Source organism: Falsochrobactrum ovis, assembly GCF_003259955.1.
Classification (GTDB): domain Bacteria; phylum Pseudomonadota; class Alphaproteobacteria; order Rhizobiales; family Rhizobiaceae; genus Brucella; species Brucella ovis_A.
This window is the reverse complement of sequence record NZ_QLMK01000002.1, coordinates 305347-322848: the sequence shown is the minus strand read 5'-3', so window position 1 is coordinate 322848 and position 17502 is coordinate 305347. Positions and strand designations below refer to the sequence as shown.

Genomic DNA, 17502 nt, shown 5'->3' with positions numbered 1-17502 from the left:
AACTTTATAAATTACCCTTTTACACCTTTTCAAGTCTTTCGAATGCGGCATACTGGCTCTAACAAGAACTACCTGTCATTTAATTCTCCCAGAGGCGTAGAATGCAACATCTAGAACAGCTTGAAACCCGTCGTGCGGAAGCGCGTCTAGGGGGTGGTCAGCGCCGGATTGATACCCAGCACAAAAAGGGCAAGCTTACCGCCCGCGAGAGACTGGAAGTGCTTCTCGACGAGAACTCATTTGAAGAGTTCGATATGTATGTGACGCATCGCTGTACCGATTTCGGCATGGAGAATCAAAAAGTAGCGGGCGATGGCGTCGTGACTGGCTGGGGCACGATCAACGGTCGTCAAGTCTATGTCTTTAGTCAGGATTTCACAGTTCTTGGCGGTTCTCTTTCTGAAACTCATGCCCAAAAGATCTGCAAGATCATGGACATGGCGATGAAAAATGGCGCTCCCGTTATCGGGCTTAACGACTCTGGCGGCGCACGCATTCAGGAAGGCGTTGCTTCTCTTGCAGGCTATGCCGAGGTGTTCAAACGCAATGTCGACGCCTCTGGTGTCGTGCCACAAATTTCGGTCATCATGGGGCCCTGCGCGGGCGGTGCGGTCTATTCGCCTGCTATGACCGACTTCATTTTTATGGTGCGCGACAGTTCCTACATGTTCGTGACCGGACCTGATGTTGTAAAAACCGTCACCAATGAAATTGTCACTGCGGAAGAACTGGGCGGCGCCCGCACCCACACGCAAAAATCCTCTGTTGCTGATGGCGCTTATGAAAACGACATCGAAGCACTCGAGCAAGTTCGGATTCTTTTTGACTTCCTTCCGCTGAACAATCGCGAAAAACCGCCTTTACGCCCGGTTTTCGATGACCCATCACGCCTTGAAATGCGGCTTGATACGCTGATTCCTGACAGTGCCACGACACCTTATGACATGAAGGAACTTATCGTAGCTCTGGCCGATGAAGGTGATTTCTTTGAAATTCAAGAAGCATTCGCCAAAAATATTATCACCGGCTTCATCCGCATGGATGGCCAGACGATAGGCGTCGTTGCCAACCAGCCAATGGTGTTAGCCGGTTGCTTAGACATCGATTCCTCGCGTAAAGCGGCCCGTTTTGTTCGCTTCTGCGATGCATTCAATATACCGATACTGACACTTGTGGACGTGCCCGGCTTCCTCCCCGGCACGGTACAGGAATATGGTGGTGTCATTAAACACGGCGCGAAATTGCTCTTTGCTTATTCCCAAGCGACGGTACCGATGGTCACGCTGATCACGCGTAAGGCCTATGGCGGAGCCTATGACGTGATGGCTTCAAAACATATTGGTGCCGACATCAACTATGCTTGGCCCACTGCCGAGATTGCCGTGATGGGCGCCAAAGGCGCAACCGAAATTCTCTATCGTTCGGAACTTGACGATCCTGATAAAATCGCCGCCCGTACCAAGGAATATGAGGAACGGTTCGCAAATCCATTCGTCGCGGCCGAGCGGGGCTTTATCGATGAAGTGATCATACCGCATTCGTCGCGGCGGCGTATTGCCCGAGCTTTTGCCAGCCTGCGCAACAAGCAACTGGCGACCCCCTGGAAGAAACACGACACCATTCCCTTGTGATCCGAGACTGCGAGTAGCCATCCATGATTAAGAAAATTCTTATCGCCAATCGCGGCGAAATTGCCTGCCGGATCATCAAAACGGCAAAGAAAATGGGCATTGCAACCGTAGCCGTCTATTCCGACGCCGATCGTAATGCGCTTCACGTTAAAATGGCCGACGAGGCTGTCCATATCGGACCAGCACCATCGAACCAATCCTATATCGTCATCGAAAAAATAATAGACGCCATCAAAAAAACCGGAGCAGATGCGGTTCATCCCGGTTATGGTTTCTTGTCAGAGAACCCGCTATTTTCTGAAGCGCTTCAAGCAGCCAATGTTACTTTCATCGGCCCGCCTGCCAACGCTATCCAAGCAATGGGCGATAAGATTACCTCCAAGAAACTCGCGGCAGAAGCTGGTGTGTCCACGGTCCCCGGCCATATGGGGCTGATTAAGGACGCAGAAGAGGCCGTAAAAATTTCAAATTCCATCGGCTATCCGGTCATGATCAAAGCGTCTGCCGGTGGCGGCGGTAAGGGTATGCGGATTGCTTGGAACGACGAGGAAGCTCGCGAAGGTTTCCAATTATCGCGTAGTGAAGCTAAATCTTCTTTCGGCGACGATCGGATTTTCATTGAGAAATTTGTTACGCAGCCACGACATATTGAAATTCAGGTTCTAGGCGATCAGCACGGTAACGTCGTTTACCTTGGCGAACGTGAATGCTCCATCCAACGCCGAAATCAGAAAGTGATCGAAGAGGCACCATCGCCCTTTCTCAACGAAGAAACTCGCGAAGCGATGGGGCCTCAGGCTGTAGCTCTAGCAAAAGCTGTCGGATATTTTTCTGCCGGAACAGTCGAATTCATCGTCGATGGAAATCGCAATTTCTATTTCCTCGAAATGAATACGCGTTTACAAGTCGAACATCCGGTGACCGAGCTTATTACCGGGATTGATGTGGTTGAGGAGATGATCCGCGTAGCAGCTGGCGAAAAGCTCCGCTTCGCGCAAACCGATATTAAGCTCAACGGCTGGGCCATTGAAAGCCGCCTATATGCGGAAGACCCCTATCGCAATTTCCTACCTTCCATTGGTCGTCTGACACGCTATCGTCCACCGGTCGAAGATCATCGCGATAATGGCACCATCGTTCGTAACGACACTGGCGTGTTCGAAGGCGGTGAAATTTCGATGTATTATGATCCCATGATTGCAAAGCTCTGCACATGGGGAGAAGACCGCACCAGCGCGATTAATGCGATGGCTGACGCCCTAGACGCTTTTGAAGTTGAAGGCATTAGCCATAACCTGCCATTTCTTTCGGCTGTGATTGACCACCCGCGTTTCCGGTCTGGCGAAATCACGACAGCATTCATTGAGGAAGAATATCCCAAAGGATTTTCTGGGGTTACCGTATCCGAAGAGGATGCCCATGTGCTGGCGGCAGTTTCAGCGCAAATTAATCACATAGTGCAGCGGCGTAACGTTCAGATCTCTGGTCAGCTTTTACCCCAGCCGCCTGCTGTGCCCAATGACTGGGTCGTCAGTTTGGCAGATTACAGCTTGCCCCTAAAAATAAAGGAAGGTGAAGGCGGTACTATTATCAATTTCGCCTCAGATCGCGCGCTACCTATCGCAAGCGATTGGCATCCGGGCCGCCAGCTTGCATCATTCACCGTGGACGGCAAGCCGATAACGGTAAAAATAGCGCCCGCTGGTACGGGCTGGCGGCTTCGGTGGCGGGGATTAGACGTCATAGCGCATGTGCGTAAACCTCGCATCGCCGAGCTTGCGAAGCTAATGCCTAAGAAATTACCGCCAGACACGTCTAATATGCTGCTTTGCCCTATGCCGGGCGTTATTACATCTATTTTGGTCAAAGATGGTGATACTGTCGAGATGGGCCAACCTTTGGCAACTGTCGAAGCCATGAAAATGGAAAATGTATTGCGCGCCGAGCGCCGAGCAACCATCAAACGCGTTGTCGCCAAATCTGGGGCAAGTCTCGCGGTCGATGAACTCATCATGGAATTTGAGTGAGGTCCTAAATGAGCGAACGTCCCACAAAGCAAGACTGGTTAAAACTCGCAGAGAAAGAGCTCAAACGCTCCGCAGATAACCTTGTCTGGCATACGCCAGAGGGTATTGATGTGAAGCCGCTCTATACAGCTGATGATCTCAAGGATATTGACCACCTTGATAGTTTGCCAGGCTTTGAACCCTATGTACGTGGACCCCGTGCCACCATGTATGCGGGTCGACCATGGACAATCCGGCAATATGCTGGCTTTTCGACAGCAGAAGAGTCCAATGCGTTTTATCGTAAGGCGCTAGCAGCAGGCCAACAAGGCATTTCAGTAGCATTCGATCTTGCCACACATCGTGGCTATGACAGCGATCATCCCCGCGTTGAAGGTGACGTCGGTAAAGCAGGTGTCGCTATTGATTCCGTCGAAGATATGAAAATCTTATTCGACGGAATCCCCTTAGATAAAGTCTCTGTTTCCATGACGATGAATGGCGCTGTGATCCCGATCCTCGCTAGTTTCATCGTCGCTGGTGAAGAACAAGGCGTATCTCGCCACCTTCTTTCAGGAACCATTCAGAACGATATCCTAAAAGAATTTATGGTCCGCAACACCTATATTTATCCGCCGGAACCATCCATGCGGATTATTGCAGACATCATCGCCTATACCGCGAGTGATATGCCGAAATTCAATTCTATTTCGATTTCCGGTTATCATATGCAAGAAGCCGGGGCGACGCTCGTACAAGAGCTGGCTTTTACGCTCGCCGACGGACGTGAATATGTTCGCGCTGCGCTGCAAAAAGGCTTAAATGTCGATGACTTTGCCGGGCGTCTTTCCTTTTTCTTCGCCATTGGCATGAATTTTTTCATGGAAATAGCCAAGCTGCGTGCTGCGCGCTTGCTTTGGTCGCGCATCATGAAAGAATTCAATCCCGAAAATCCCCGTTCATTAATGCTTCGTACCCATTGCCAGACATCTGGGGTGTCGTTGCAGGAACAAGATCCTTATAACAATATCGTACGGACGGCGTTTGAAGCCATGTCAGCCGCGCTTGGCGGAACCCAATCGCTTCATACAAACTCGTTTGACGAAGCCATTGCTTTACCAACCGAGTTTTCGGCCCGTATAGCGCGTAACACGCAACTTATACTTCAAAACGAAACCGGGGTGACCAAAGTCGTCGATCCTTTGGCTGGCTCCTATTATATTGAGAGCCTGACTAAGGATCTGGCAGAAAAAGCTTGGGCACTTATCGAAGAAGTCGAAACTCTCGGTGGCATGACCAAAGCCGTCGAAAGCGGATTGCCGAAGCGGCTGATCGAAGAAGCCGCCACGAGACGCCAAGCGGCCGTTGACAAAGGTGAAGAAGTCATAGTTGGGGTGAATAAGTTCCGCTTGGAGCAAGAAGACGAAATCGAGATTCTCGAAATCGACAATACTTCCGTTCGGAATTCACAAGTTGCCCGTATCAACCAGCTCAAAAAGACACGCGATAACGCTAAAGTGGAAGCCACTCTCGCCGAGCTTGAAAGAGTTGCCACCACTGGCGAAGGCAATCTTTTGGCTGCTGCTGTGGAAGCATCGCGTGCACGCGCAACGGTCGGTGAGATTTCTGACGCTATGCGACGCGCCTTCGGTGATCACGCGGCGGCACCGAAAGTCGTCAAAAAGGTTTATGGGGCTGCATATCAGGATGAGCCTGAATATCAGACCCTGGTTTCACGACTTGAAGAGTTCTCACAGAAATCAGGCGAAAAGCCTAAAGTCATGGTGGCCAAGCTCGGTCAGGATGGTCATGATCGTGGCTCTAAGATCATTGCTTCCGCCTTCGGTGATATTGGTTTTGAGGTCCTCGCTGGTCCGCTATTTCAGACGCCCGAAGAAGCAGCCGATATGGCCATCAAAGCCAATGTCCATGTTTTAGGTGTATCTTCACTCGCTGCCGGTCACAAAACCTTACTGCCCCAGCTGGTGGAAACTCTGAAAAAACGTGGTGCAGAAAATATCATCGTGGTATGCGGTGGTGTGGTTCCTCGACAGGATTACCAATACCTGTTTGACCATGGCGTGGCAGCGGTTTTCGGGCCTGGAACGAATGTTCTTGATTGTGCTCGTGCGGTTCTCGACTTGGTTGAAGGGCGACGCCGTAATATATAATTTACTTTAAAATTATATACTTAACTCAAACATTCTAAAATGTTAATTTAAAAGCCGGGCGCATGTACCGGCTTTTTATCTGCTGCGCCATATTCAAGATTTTGGATTTGCGGATGCTGGGATTGCTGAACTTGTCACCGAAACGGGATCGCTAGCAGGAAAAGTGTCATCCAACCCTTCCTCTAATTGCCGTTCCAGCTCTTGAGTATCTCCACGATCTCGCGCACTTGGCTTCGTCATCACAATGTCTGGCGTCATCCCGCACTCAACACAAGCAATACTGAATGCATGACCTAATCGATTTGCTGCGCGTCGAAGAACTTCGTCTCGGCTAAGCTCCTCATCAATGTCATTTTCGACTTTAACGCTAACTCGTTCGTTCCCCTCTGTCACGAACTCAACGAGATATAACTTGAAACCACCAATCGAGCTGACGCGGGTTTCTACAATATCCATTTCAAAACCTCCGGATCCAGATTCTTGAATTAACGGATAATCTGTCCGAAAGTTCCCCTTTTCTTCAGCCGGTTTACCGAAGGGAGATAGCCAAATTACTCTGTTTCCGAGCCGTCGAAACCATGAACTGGCAATACACATTGAAGCCCCACGCCTTGCATCAAACGACGAATAGCATAATCAGGGTTCTGGGAGGTGAAGATTGCAATGTCGTCACTATGCTGTAGCTCGGCAGTACCTGCACGGGTGGGAAGTAAAGAAACCATCCGACGAGCAATTGCCTCAGCTGGATCAAGCCAATCAACGGGCCATGGCGCTAGTCGGCGAAAAATATTGACTAAAAACGGATAATGCGTACAGGCAAGTACAACAATATCCGTTCGCCTTCCCCCTTTCTCAATAAAGCAAGGCATAATCTGCTTTAGCACCAAATCTTGGTCGATTTTCTCGCCCCTAATATGGGCTTCTGCGACACTTGCTAAACGATCCGCACCTACCAGCCGGACATGACATTGCTTAGCAAATGATTGAATAAGCTCTCGCGTATAAGCACGTTTGACTGTACCCGGTGTGGCTAATACCGAAACGAGGCCTGAAGAGGTTCGCTCTGCCGCTGGCTTTATCGCAGGCACAGTACCAACGAAAGGCAGCGATGGATAAGCGCGGCGCAAATCACTCAACACCAAGGTAGAAGCCGTATTGCACGCTATAACCGCAATAGCCGGATTATACGCAGCTATAAACCGGCCAAAAAGCGCAACAATTCGGCTGCGCAATGCGTCTTCTTCCCAGTCGCCGTAGGGAAAACCCGCATCATCTGCAATATAAATATATTGGCGGTCAGGCATCATAAGCCGGGCTTCCCGCAATACGGTCAACCCGCCGATTCCGCTATCAAAGACCAAAATTGGCCTCAAATCCTCAGCTAAACGCTCTGTGAGATCAGTTGAGGCCGGTATGTTCTTCATTCCGGTTTTTTCCTTATTTCCGGTTTTCGGGCACGCCCGTCGGGCGCTCCTGATCCACGGGGTTTTTTGGGTGAAAACAGATCAAGCGAAGTAATCACACCCCGTAAAAGTTTAAGCTCTGCCGAAGCAAATTTCGCCCGTGTCAGAACTGCGCGCAGATGTTCGACCATGGAGTCCTTACGGGATTCTGGCCTGAAATATCCTCTTACATCAAGAGCTTCCTCTAAATGGTTAAACAGCCCTATCAATTCCTTCTTCGGAGCGACTTCCATCTCCGGCCCTCGAAACACCGTGTCAGTTTCGGTTTCCAGCCCCGTTTTCATCCATTCATAGGACATGAGCAAAACAGCCTGCGCTATATTGAGCGAAGCGAAGGCCGGGTTAACCGGAAAGGTTACCAGCTCATCCGCAAAACTGACTTCCTCATTGCTTAAGCCAAATCGCTCCCGTCCAAAAAGAATGCCTGTTTTTTCGCCTGAGCTAAAACGTCGACGTAATTCACCGCTCGCTTCGACCGCGCTGCGTACCTGCTTAAACCCGTCTCGTTCCCGAGCTGTCGTTGCATAAACAAAATTGAGATCTGCAATCGCCGACGGCAAATCTTCATAAACTTTCGTATTATCAATGATGTGATCTGCTTTGCTGGCCGCAGCTATTGCTTTCTCGCTGGGAAATTCCTCACGTGGATTAACGAGCCGCAATTCAGCCAGTCCGAAATTCGCCATGGCGCGCGCCACCATGCCTATATTTTCTGGCAGTTGCGGATTGACCAAAATAATCGCCGGGCCTTCCGCTATGATTGGGCGCTGTTTGTCTGTTCCTGCCATGATAAATTTCCGTTACGCTTGGGGATTCACGGCTCGTCCCTGACATAATTGACGAAAAATCTCAAAGAGATTGTTACTTTTCCTCCCACCGACCAACGAAATACCGCCCCGCCTTCTTATGCCCTGACGTCAGCCCTCTTTGATGTCGAATACAGCTTGTTCAGTGCTGGTCGTTCGCTCAATGCTATTCGACGTCTCACCGACACTCTTAGACAATGGCGGCCCCGCGAACAGCACTCAACTGCTAGCGTGAGCATTGACAACTTGCAGTTGCTTATAGGCTTCAATATGGCCGGACGCCTTGTTTCGCTCATCCGCAAACCACAATATTTCTGCCAATTTTATTGAAGAAACCGCTATTTGCATAAAGAAAAAGCGTCTGACGCTTTGCCTTATCGCGCCTCGATGCTATACGAACCCGACGCATTCAATGAGAGGCTTTATTATGGCGAAAATCAAGGTTGCTAACCCGGTCGTTGAACTAGACGGCGATGAGATGACCCGCATCATCTGGCAGTTTATCAAAGACAAATTGATCCACCCCTACCTCGATATTGATCTAAAATATTACGATCTTTCTGTCCAAAATCGTGACGCAACTGACGATCAGGTCACCATCGATGCCGCTAATGCCATCAAGCAATATGGCGTCGGCGTGAAGTGCGCCACCATCACTCCCGACGAAGGTCGTGTCGAAGAATTCAAGCTTAAGAAAATGTGGAAGTCGCCGAACGGCACCATCCGCAATATTCTGGGCGGCGTGATCTTCCGCGAACCGATCATTGCAAAGAACGTACCCCGTTTGGTTCCAGGCTGGACGCAGCCAATCATTGTTGGCCGTCATGCTTTCGGTGACCAATATCGCGCGACTGACTTCAAATTCCCTGGAAAAGGCAAGCTAACAATTAAATTTGTTGGCGAAGATGGCGAAACCATTGAACATGAAGTTTTCGATGCTCCATCATCGGGCGTCGCAATGGCCATGTACAATCTTGACGAATCGATCCGTGATTTTGCTCGCGCTTCCTTCAATTATGGCTTGCAGCGCGGCTATCCAGTCTATCTTTCGACCAAGAACACCATTCTGAAAGCCTATGATGGCCGCTTCAAAGATATCTTCCAAGAAATCTTTGACACCGAATTCGCTGAAAAGTTCAAAGAAGCCAAAATCTGGTACGAACATCGCCTGATTGACGATATGGTTGCCTCCGCGCTCAAATGGTCCGGCGGCTATGTTTGGGCCTGTAAAAACTACGACGGTGACGTTCAATCCGATATCGTTGCGCAGGGCTTCGGTTCGCTCGGCCTGATGACCTCCGTATTGATGACGCCAGATGGCAAGACGGTTGAAGCAGAAGCCGCGCACGGCACCGTGACCCGCCACTATCGTCAGCATCAGAAGGGTGAAGAAACTTCAACCAACTCGATCGCTTCGATATTTGCATGGACGCGTGGCCTCGCCCATCGCGCCAAACTCGACGACAATGCCGAGCTTAAGCGCTTTGCCGAAACATTGGAAAAAGTCTGCATCGACACTGTAGAATCAGGCTTTATGACCAAAGACTTGGCGCTTCTCATCGGTCCGGATCAGCCTTGGCTTTCGACCACCGGGTTCCTCGACAAAATCGACGAGAACCTGCAAAAAGCTATGGCAGCCTAAGTGCTTCAAAAACGGCGGGTTTATCCCGCCGTTTTCTTTGGTCTCAAACAAAATTAAATAACATCTTACCGGGAACATCATGCAAAATATCCGCCGTCTAGTTCCACAGGACCGGGCGCAGTGGGAACCACTCTGGAAAGCTTACCAAGCCTTTTATGAAGTCGATATCCCCGCACAAACGACCGAACTTACCTGGAGAGCCAATGCATGCACTCGGCGCCTTTGATGGCGAGCGGTTGGCAGGTTTCGCGCATGCGATTTTCCATCGCTCGTGCTGGTTAACCGATCATACCTGTTACCTACAGGACCTTTATGTTGAAAATAGCCAGCGAGGAAAAGGCACCGGCAAAGCACTAATCGACGCGGTTGCCGATTTGACGCGCAACCACGGCGCCTGCCGCCTCTATTGGCTCACGCATGAAAGTAACAAAAATGCCCGGCGCCTTTATGATAAAATCGCCGAGCAGTCCGGTTTCATTCAGTATCGCAAAGCACTTTGATGCATCTGTTTGCTTTATCTAGCTAGCAAGCACTTAAACAAAAGGCCGGGTTTTTCCCGGCCTTTTTGCAACAATTATCTTGTCAAACGATCATGGCTTTTACAGCAGCGATGGCATCATCTGCCTTAGAACCGTCGGGACCGCCAGCCTGGGCCATGTCCGCTCGTCCACCGCCTCCGGAGCCGCCCAGTGCCGCAGAAGCAGCCCGTACGAGATCAACCGCGCTAAAGCGAGCAACGAGATCATCGGTTACACCGACGACCGCACTTGCTTTTTGGTCTTCGCCCACACCGATGAAAAGCACAACGCCAGATTTAACTTGCTTCTTGCCTTCATCAGCCAGCGGCTTGAGATCACGCGGCGAAACGCCGGTTACAATCTTGCCGAGGAAATTGACGCCATTCAATGTTTCCATAGCGTCGTTAGCATTTGTTGCGGAGCCGCCAAGCGCAAGCTTTTTCCGGGCTTCGGTCAACTCTCGCTCAAGCTTTTTGCGCTCGTCTATGAGAGCATTGACGCGATCCAACACCTCAGCCGGTGTTGTTTTAAGCGCTCCGGCGATAGCCTTAACCCGCTCGTCCTGCTCTTCGAGATAGCGACGGGCTGCTTCACCAGTCAATGCTTCGAGACGACGGACGCCCGCAGCAACAGCACCTTCCGCAACAATGCGCACCAAGCCAATATCACCTGTCTGCCGCACATGAGTGCCACCGCATAGTTCAACTGAATATGCTTTCCCGGCATTGGGACCGTGCTTGGCAGTCCCCATGGAGACAACGCGCACTTCATCGCCATATTTCTCGCCAAATAACGCCATTGCACCTTCGGCAATTGCGTCATCCACGGCCATCAACCGTGTAGCAACGGGTGCGTTCTGCAATACGATTTCATTGGCCAGATTTTCAACCTCGGCTAACTCCGCGGTAGAAATCGGCTTTGGATGAGAAAAATCGAAGCGCAATCGATCCGGCGATACCAGCGACCCTTTTTGCGCCACATGCGTTCCCAAAGTCTCTCTGAGCGCCTCATGCAACAAATGCGTGGCAGAGTGATTGGACCGAATTCGCGTGCGACGCTCAGAGTCAACTTTTAGTTCGACCGGATCGCCTAACTTGACCGATCCTGCGCGAACTTCACCGATATGAACAAAGACACCCTCGCCCCGCTTCTGAGTGTCTTTGATTTCAATGGAGAATCCTTCACCAGTAATCACGCCAGTGTCGCCTTGCTGGCCACCTGATTCCGCATAAAAGGGCGTCTGATTAACGACAACGAGTAGAGAATCCCCCTCAGAGGCAGATTCTACCTCAACACCGTCGCGCACCAGAGCAGTAACGACACCTTCTGCATTTTCAGTTTCATATCCTAGAAATTCTGTCGCACCTACCCGGTCATTGATCCCAAACCAGATCATTTCGGTCGCAGCTTCGCCCGAACCGGACCAATTTGCACGTGCTTCCGCTTTTTGCCGTTCCATAGCTGCATTGAAACCGTCAACATCGACAGTAATGCCACGCTGACGTAATGCGTCCTGCGTCAAATCAAGCGGGAATCCGTAGGTATCATAAAGCTTGAAAGCAGTATCACCGTCCAGCCGATCACCTTCGACGAGTGCTGACGACGATTCTGAAAGAAGTCCCAAACCACGTTCTAGAGTTTTGCGGAAACGGGTTTCTTCGAGCTTCAATGTCTCCGAAATAAGCGATTCCGCACGCAGCAATTCAGGATAGGCCTGGCCCATTTCTCGAATAAGGGCAGGAAGGAGCTTCCACATAAGTGGTTCTTTAGCTCCCAATAACTGCGCATGGCGCATCGCACGCCGCATTATGCGACGCAACACATAACCCCGCCCTTCATTCGACGGTAAAACGCCGTCAGCGATCAGGAAACTCGCAGCGCGCAAATGGTCGGCGATTACGCGATGGCTCGCACGGAACTCGCCTTCTGCTTTGACGCCAGTCGCATCTTCCGATGCTCTGATTAAAGCTTTGAACAGATCAATGTCATAATTGTCATGAACACCTTGCAAAACTGCAGCAATGCGTTCCAGCCCCATTCCCGTGTCTATGGACGGCCGCGGCAGATCAACCCGTTGTTCAGGCGTCACCTGTTCAAATTGCATGAAAACGAGATTCCAGATCTCGATAAAGCGATCGCCGTCTTCTTCCGGCGATCCGGGAGGACCACCCCAGATATGATCGCCGTGATCATAAAAAATTTCCGAACATGGCCCACAAGGACCAGTATCCCCCATTGCCCAAAAATTATCACTGGTCGGGATTCGGATAATCTTATCATCCGTTAATCCGGCAATTTTCTTCCAATAATTCGCAGCGTCATCGTCTGTGTGGTAAACGGTAACCAGCAATTTATCCTTGGAAAGGCCAAATTCTTTTGTGATTAGGTTCCAAGCAAAACTTATGGCTTCTTCTTTGAAATAATCGCCGAAGGAGAAATTCCCTAACATCTCAAAAAATGTATGATGTCGCGCCGTGTAACCAACATTGTCGAGGTCATTGTGCTTACCACCGGCCCGAACACATTTTTGCGACGTTACCGCACGATTGTAAGGTCGATGCTCAAGGCCCGTGAATACATTTTTAAATTGCACCATACCTGCACTGGTGAACATCAATGTCGGGTCGTTACGAGGCACCAACGGACTTGATGCAACAACCTCGTGTCCGTTCTTACGGTAATAATCGAGAAACGTAGATCTGATCTCGTTGACGCCAGCCATAACTCACCCTTGGGTTTCATCACCCCTGCATGGATGCGCCCTATGAACGCACCGATTATTTTGCCACCGTGCACAGCCGCATTCATACATGCTGTAGTGCCTGTTCTGTCCACTGGGCAGAACGTGCGGTAGTGTTTCGTTGAACGCTTTTAACGATACTCCGCTTTTCTGTCTAGATAAGCAGAATGTTCTATAGAGGCATTTTCATCGTTCTTTGCAAACACCTTCAAACATAGAAACCCCCAAGCTAGTCTTAGCTTGGGGGTTTCCACGGAACAATTTTGATCCTAAGCTTCGGCGGCTTCCGGTCCATCATCCAAATCGGGACCACTTTCCTCAAGGAATTGCTCTGCAATCAGCCCCGCATTCTGCCGTAAGGTAGTCTCAATCTCACGGGCAACCTCAGGATTATCGATCAAAAACTGCTTAGCGTTTTCGCGCCCCTGCCCCAATCGCTGAGAATTATAGGAAAACCAAGAGCCCGATTTCTCAACAACGCCAGCTTTAACCCCAAGGTCAACCAATTCGCCAACTTTGGAAACGCCCGCGCCGTACATAATGTCGAATTCAACCTGCTTGAATGGAGGCGCAAGTTTGTTTTTCACCACCTTCACGCGAGTCTGGTTACCCACCACTTCATCGCGTTCCTTGATCGACCCAATGCGGCGAATATCCAGACGAACAGAAGAATAGAACTTGAGTGCGTTACCGCCGGTTGTTGTTTCCGGCGAGCCAAACATCACACCAATTTTCATACGAATCTGGTTGATGAAAATGACCATGCAATTTGATCGCGAAATCGAGCCCGTGAGCTTGCGAAGCGCCTGGCTCATCAAACGCGCCTGAAGGCCTGGCAACGAATCGCCCATTTCACCCTCAATTTCTGCACGGGGTGTCAAAGCTGCAACGGAATCAACCACCAGAACATCAATGGCACCGGAGCGTACCAGCGTATCGGTAATTTCAAGCGCTTGCTCGCCAGTATCGGGCTGTGAAATCAGCAGATTTTCCAAGTCTACACCAAGCTTCCGGGCGTAAACAGGGTCAAGAGCGTGCTCTGCATCTACAAAAGCGCAAATGCCGCCTTTTTTCTGCGCTTCAGCTATCGTGTGCAATGCCAACGTCGTTTTACCCGAGCTTTCAGGCCCGTAAATCTCTACAACGCGCCCCTTAGGTAAGCCGCCTACCCCCAACGCAATGTCCAGAGAAAGCGAACCCGTTGGCACGGTTTCAATTTCGACTACCTGCTCGTTCTGACCCAGGCGCATGATCGAGCCTTTGCCGAACGCTCGTTCGATCTGCGACAGAGCCGCGTCTAGAGCCTTTGTCTTGTCCACTGAATTTTCCTCAACAAGTCGCAATGTTTTCTGAGACATCTTATACCATCCCTTTGTCTCGCTAAAAGCCCGGCCAGCTCCTATTTATAATCTATATGTATCTGTTTTGTTCCATTTTGGCAATAGCGCTAAGTGATTGTTTTAATTCAATATACAAATTTTGTTCGCACATTGTTCAAATTTTTCAATCTTTTTAATAATATATTTTTCCACGTTTAATTATTAACGGCATGCAATATCGTGCCCGATTCGCGGCAAATTAAAAGGCAGCCTCTTACGAGAGGCTGCCTGAAACTGCACATATTTTTGATGACTAATTAAGCACCGCGCAAAGGCGATATTTGTATTTCTACACGCCTGTTCTGTGCGCGGCCTTCCGGCGTATCATTGGAAGCGATGGGCTGGCTTGCACCAAAACCAACAATCTCAAATCGCCGCGGATCAATGCCTTGAGAACCCAGATAGCTTGCAACCGATGCTGCGCGTCGTTGCGACAGGCCCTGATTATAGCTGGCGCTACCCGTGGAATCGGTAAAGCCGTAAACGTCGACAAGCGTTTTATTAAACTTTCTCAATACGATTGCAACGGAATTCAAAGTCGGATAAAATTGACTTTTCACTTGATCCTGATCGGTATCAAAAGTGATATTTGATGGCATATTAAGAATAATATGATCACCATTACGGGTTACGGAAACGCCAGTTCCTTGCAACTGTGCACGGAGTTCTGCTTCCTGACGATCCATGTAACTTCCGATTGCACCGCCACCGAGCGCGCCAATACCGGCACCAATCAGAACTGCGTTACGCTGCGCACGGCTGGACCCACCCACCATCAAGCCACCCAAAGCGCCTACGGCCGCACCAATGGCAGCACCACCCGCAGTATTCGATACTTTTTGCTCGCCCGTATAAGGATCGGTAGTACAACCCGCTAAAAACGTTGCACCGACTAAAAACACCCCGATTTTCTTCAGCATTAAACGATCATCCTTAAATTTGCGATTCGACGCGGAATTACCTTAATAATAGCCAGATGGCGTCTTTACGGCGATTCCTACTATTTTATCTAGCCCGATTACATGAGCGCAATTGCGCAGCATATCGATTTGCCATGGTTTGGGCTCTTCGAGCCCCTTTCAGCGCGGTGGAATTATTACGCCAGCTTCCCCGAGCATATCCGGCATGGCCTGCATAATAAGCCAGATAGAGATGATAGGGATCGTTCCGGCTTATACCATTTTTCCGATGGCTTTGATGGTGATACCAACCGATAAAATGAACCGCGTCGGAAAAATTGCTACGTGATGCAGTCCAGCGCCCGGTTTCCCGCTTATACTGAGCCCATGTTCCATCAAGAGCCTGGGAATAACCATAAGCGCTTGATTGCCTCTTCCACGGGATAAAGCCCAAAAGCTTGGTACGCGGAGGTTTTGCATAAGGTCGAAAGCCAGACTCTGTATATATTGTGGCCATCAAAATATGCACAGGAACCCCAAATTCGCGGGAAGCGCGCGAAGCCGCCGACTGCCAGTTATTTATCCATCCGTCACGTTGATCAAAGACCGCACAAACATTGGTCGTTTGTCGGGGAGCCGTCGCACACCCCCCGAGAATGACAAGCGCGACGAGAAACAAAACGCGCATCATAGAAAACCTCTTCGTTCAGAATTATTGATAAATTCTAAAGGTGAACGAGAAGTTAAATTTGCCTGTACTCAGTCGCTACACGAGACTAAAGCTGAATCAATGATAAGAAAAAGAAGAAAAACAGTGCTCTGTCGATTGATATTACTCAACGTTGTTTTTGGCGTTCTTGCCTCAAACGTGACCAGTAATCGAGTCTTTTACGAATTTCTCTTTCAAAACCACGCTCTGGCGGATTGTAATAGACCTGCCTTCCCATAGAATCTGGGAAATAATCTTGGCCAGAAAATGCGTCTGGCTGATCATGATCATAGGCATACCCGCTACCATAGCCTTCGTTCTTCATTAGTTTCGTCGGCGCGTTAAGAATGTGCTTAGGGGGCAGCAGAGAGCCATGTTCTTTTGCCGAACGCATCGCAGATTTATAGGCCATATAAACGGCATTGGATTTAGGCGCGGTAGCAAGATAGACGCAAGCCTGAGCCAGCGCTAGCTCCCCTTCTGGCGAGCCCAAATAGTCGTAAGCGTCCTTAGCAGCATTGCAGACGACAAGAGCCTGCGGATCAGCCAACCCAATGTCTTCCACCGCCATCCGCACTAAACGGCGCCCGAGATAAAGCGGATCTTCACCTGCATCCAACATACGACTCAAATAATAAAGTGCCGCATCCGGGTCTGACCCGCGTACGGATTTATGTAGCGCTGAAATCAGATTATAATGGCCATCCTGTCCCTTATCATAGATTGGGGCACGGCGTTGGACGATATCTTGCAGTTTTTCCGCGGTAAACGTCTCGTCCTGCCTTGCAGCACGCCACACCTCCTCGGCAAGCGTCAAAGCAGCTCGGCCATCGCCATCTGCCATTCGAACAAGGCTTGACCGTGCTTCCTCGTCCAATGGCAGTTGCCGACCTTCTTGGTCCTCCGCTCGTGCCAGAAGCGTTGCGATACTTTCCTCATCATGCGGAAGAAATGTCAGCACCCTCGCCCGCGATAAAAGTGCCGCATTTAGCTCGAAAGATGGATTTTCCGTAGTGGCACCGATGAGAATAACCGTGCCATCTTCCATGACCGGTAAAAAAGAATCCTGCTGCGCACGGTTAAAGCGGTGAATTTCGTCCACAAACAACAATGTTTGCCGACCGGACATTCGGCGCGCTCGTGCAGCTTCAAAAACTTTCTTTAAATCAGCCACCCCTGAAAAAATTGCCGAAATCTGCTCGAAAGCAAGATCAGTTTCACCAGCTAACAGACGGGCCACCGTCGTTTTGCCCGTTCCCGGCGGTCCCCAGAAAACCATCGAACCCAGAGAGCGGGAGGCAATCATGCGCGTCAATACGCCTTCAGGACCGGTCAAATGCAGCTGACCGGTGACATCTGATAATTTCCGCGGCCGCAGCCGATCCGCTAGCGGCCTATTATGGTCGGCTCTGCCATCTGCTGTGGTTGAAAAAAGATCACTCATCCGTTTGCTCAATAATCAGGTGTAATGTTTGGCATAGCCCTGCATCGCCGGACTTGCAACAGTCGCCCTATTTCGCGAAATCCTCTTTTACGTG

12 protein-coding genes and 1 pseudogene are annotated in these 17502 nt (G+C 50.1%); 5 read left to right on the top strand and 8 right to left on the bottom strand.

All coding sequences use genetic code 11. The features are described from left to right. The first annotated feature begins 101 nt into the window (after positions 1 to 101). From C7374_RS05220 to scpA, 3 genes are read left to right on the top strand one after another with little or no spacing between them, the layout of a single operon-like run. The gene (locus C7374_RS05220; protein ID WP_111574544.1) at positions 102 to 1631 is read left to right on the top strand and encodes an acyl-CoA carboxylase subunit beta; all 1530 of its coding nucleotides are present in this window, start codon (positions 102 to 104) and stop codon (positions 1629 to 1631) included. Positions 1632 to 1654: 23 nt separating this feature from the next. Beyond that, complete coding sequence (gene accC, locus C7374_RS05215) at positions 1655 to 3658, top strand: acetyl-CoA carboxylase biotin carboxylase subunit (RefSeq protein WP_111574543.1); 2004 nt, start codon at positions 1655 to 1657, stop codon at positions 3656 to 3658. An 8-nt stretch (positions 3659 to 3666) separates the two neighbouring features. Next, positions 3667 to 5808, top strand: coding sequence for a methylmalonyl-CoA mutase (scpA, locus tag C7374_RS05210; protein ID WP_111574542.1), 2142 nt, complete (start codon positions 3667 to 3669; stop codon positions 5806 to 5808). Between the two features lie 93 nt (positions 5809 to 5901). On the opposite strand, the gene C7374_RS05205 is transcribed toward scpA, so the two are convergent. The 3 genes from C7374_RS05205 to C7374_RS05195 form a co-directional block, all read right to left on the bottom strand. Beyond that, positions 5902 to 6264, bottom strand: coding sequence for a hypothetical protein (locus C7374_RS05205; RefSeq protein WP_111574541.1), 363 nt, complete (start codon positions 6262 to 6264; stop codon positions 5902 to 5904). Positions 6265 to 6359: 95 nt separating this feature from the next. Continuing rightward, a complete protein-coding gene (gene murI, locus C7374_RS05200; RefSeq protein ID WP_111574540.1) occupies positions 6360 to 7232 on the bottom strand; it encodes a glutamate racemase in 873 nt (290 codons plus the stop codon). Continuing rightward, on the bottom strand, positions 7229 to 8059 hold the full coding sequence (locus C7374_RS05195) for an RNA methyltransferase (RefSeq protein ID WP_111574539.1): 831 nt from the start codon (positions 8057 to 8059) through the stop codon (positions 7229 to 7231). The genes murI and C7374_RS05195 overlap by 4 nt, the downstream gene beginning before the upstream one ends. Before the next feature lie 445 nt (positions 8060 to 8504). On the opposite strand from C7374_RS05195, the gene C7374_RS05190 reads away from it, so the two are divergent. Then, the gene (locus C7374_RS05190; protein WP_111574538.1) at positions 8505 to 9719 is read left to right on the top strand and encodes an NADP-dependent isocitrate dehydrogenase; all 1215 of its coding nucleotides are present in this window, start codon (positions 8505 to 8507) and stop codon (positions 9717 to 9719) included. 79 nt (positions 9720 to 9798) lie between these two features. After that, a pseudogene (locus tag C7374_RS05185) lies at positions 9799 to 10219 on the top strand (N-acetyltransferase family protein). A gap of 82 nt (positions 10220 to 10301) precedes the next feature. Here C7374_RS05185 and alaS read toward each other — a convergent pair. The 5 genes from alaS to C7374_RS05160 all read right to left on the bottom strand — a co-directional run bounded on the left by alaS (position 10302) and on the right by C7374_RS05160 (position 17408). Next, a complete protein-coding gene (gene alaS / locus C7374_RS05180; RefSeq protein ID WP_111574537.1) occupies positions 10302 to 12959 on the bottom strand; it encodes an alanine--tRNA ligase in 2658 nt (885 codons plus the stop codon). 287 nt (positions 12960 to 13246) lie between these two features. Next, complete coding sequence (recA, locus tag C7374_RS05175) at positions 13247 to 14335, bottom strand: recombinase RecA (protein ID WP_111574536.1); 1089 nt, start codon at positions 14333 to 14335, stop codon at positions 13247 to 13249. Between the two features lie 278 nt (positions 14336 to 14613). Further along, complete coding sequence (locus C7374_RS05170) at positions 14614 to 15276, bottom strand: YiaD family glycine zipper/OmpA-like lipoprotein (RefSeq protein WP_111574535.1); 663 nt, start codon at positions 15274 to 15276, stop codon at positions 14614 to 14616. A gap of 85 nt (positions 15277 to 15361) precedes the next feature. Continuing rightward, entirely contained in the window at positions 15362 to 15946 is a 585-nt protein-coding gene (locus tag C7374_RS05165) for a transglycosylase SLT domain-containing protein (RefSeq protein WP_111574534.1), read from the bottom strand. Positions 15947 to 16091: 145 nt separating this feature from the next. Next, complete coding sequence (locus C7374_RS05160; RefSeq protein ID WP_111574533.1) at positions 16092 to 17408, bottom strand: replication-associated recombination protein A; 1317 nt, start codon at positions 17406 to 17408, stop codon at positions 16092 to 16094. Positions 17409 to 17502 lie beyond the last annotated feature (94 nt).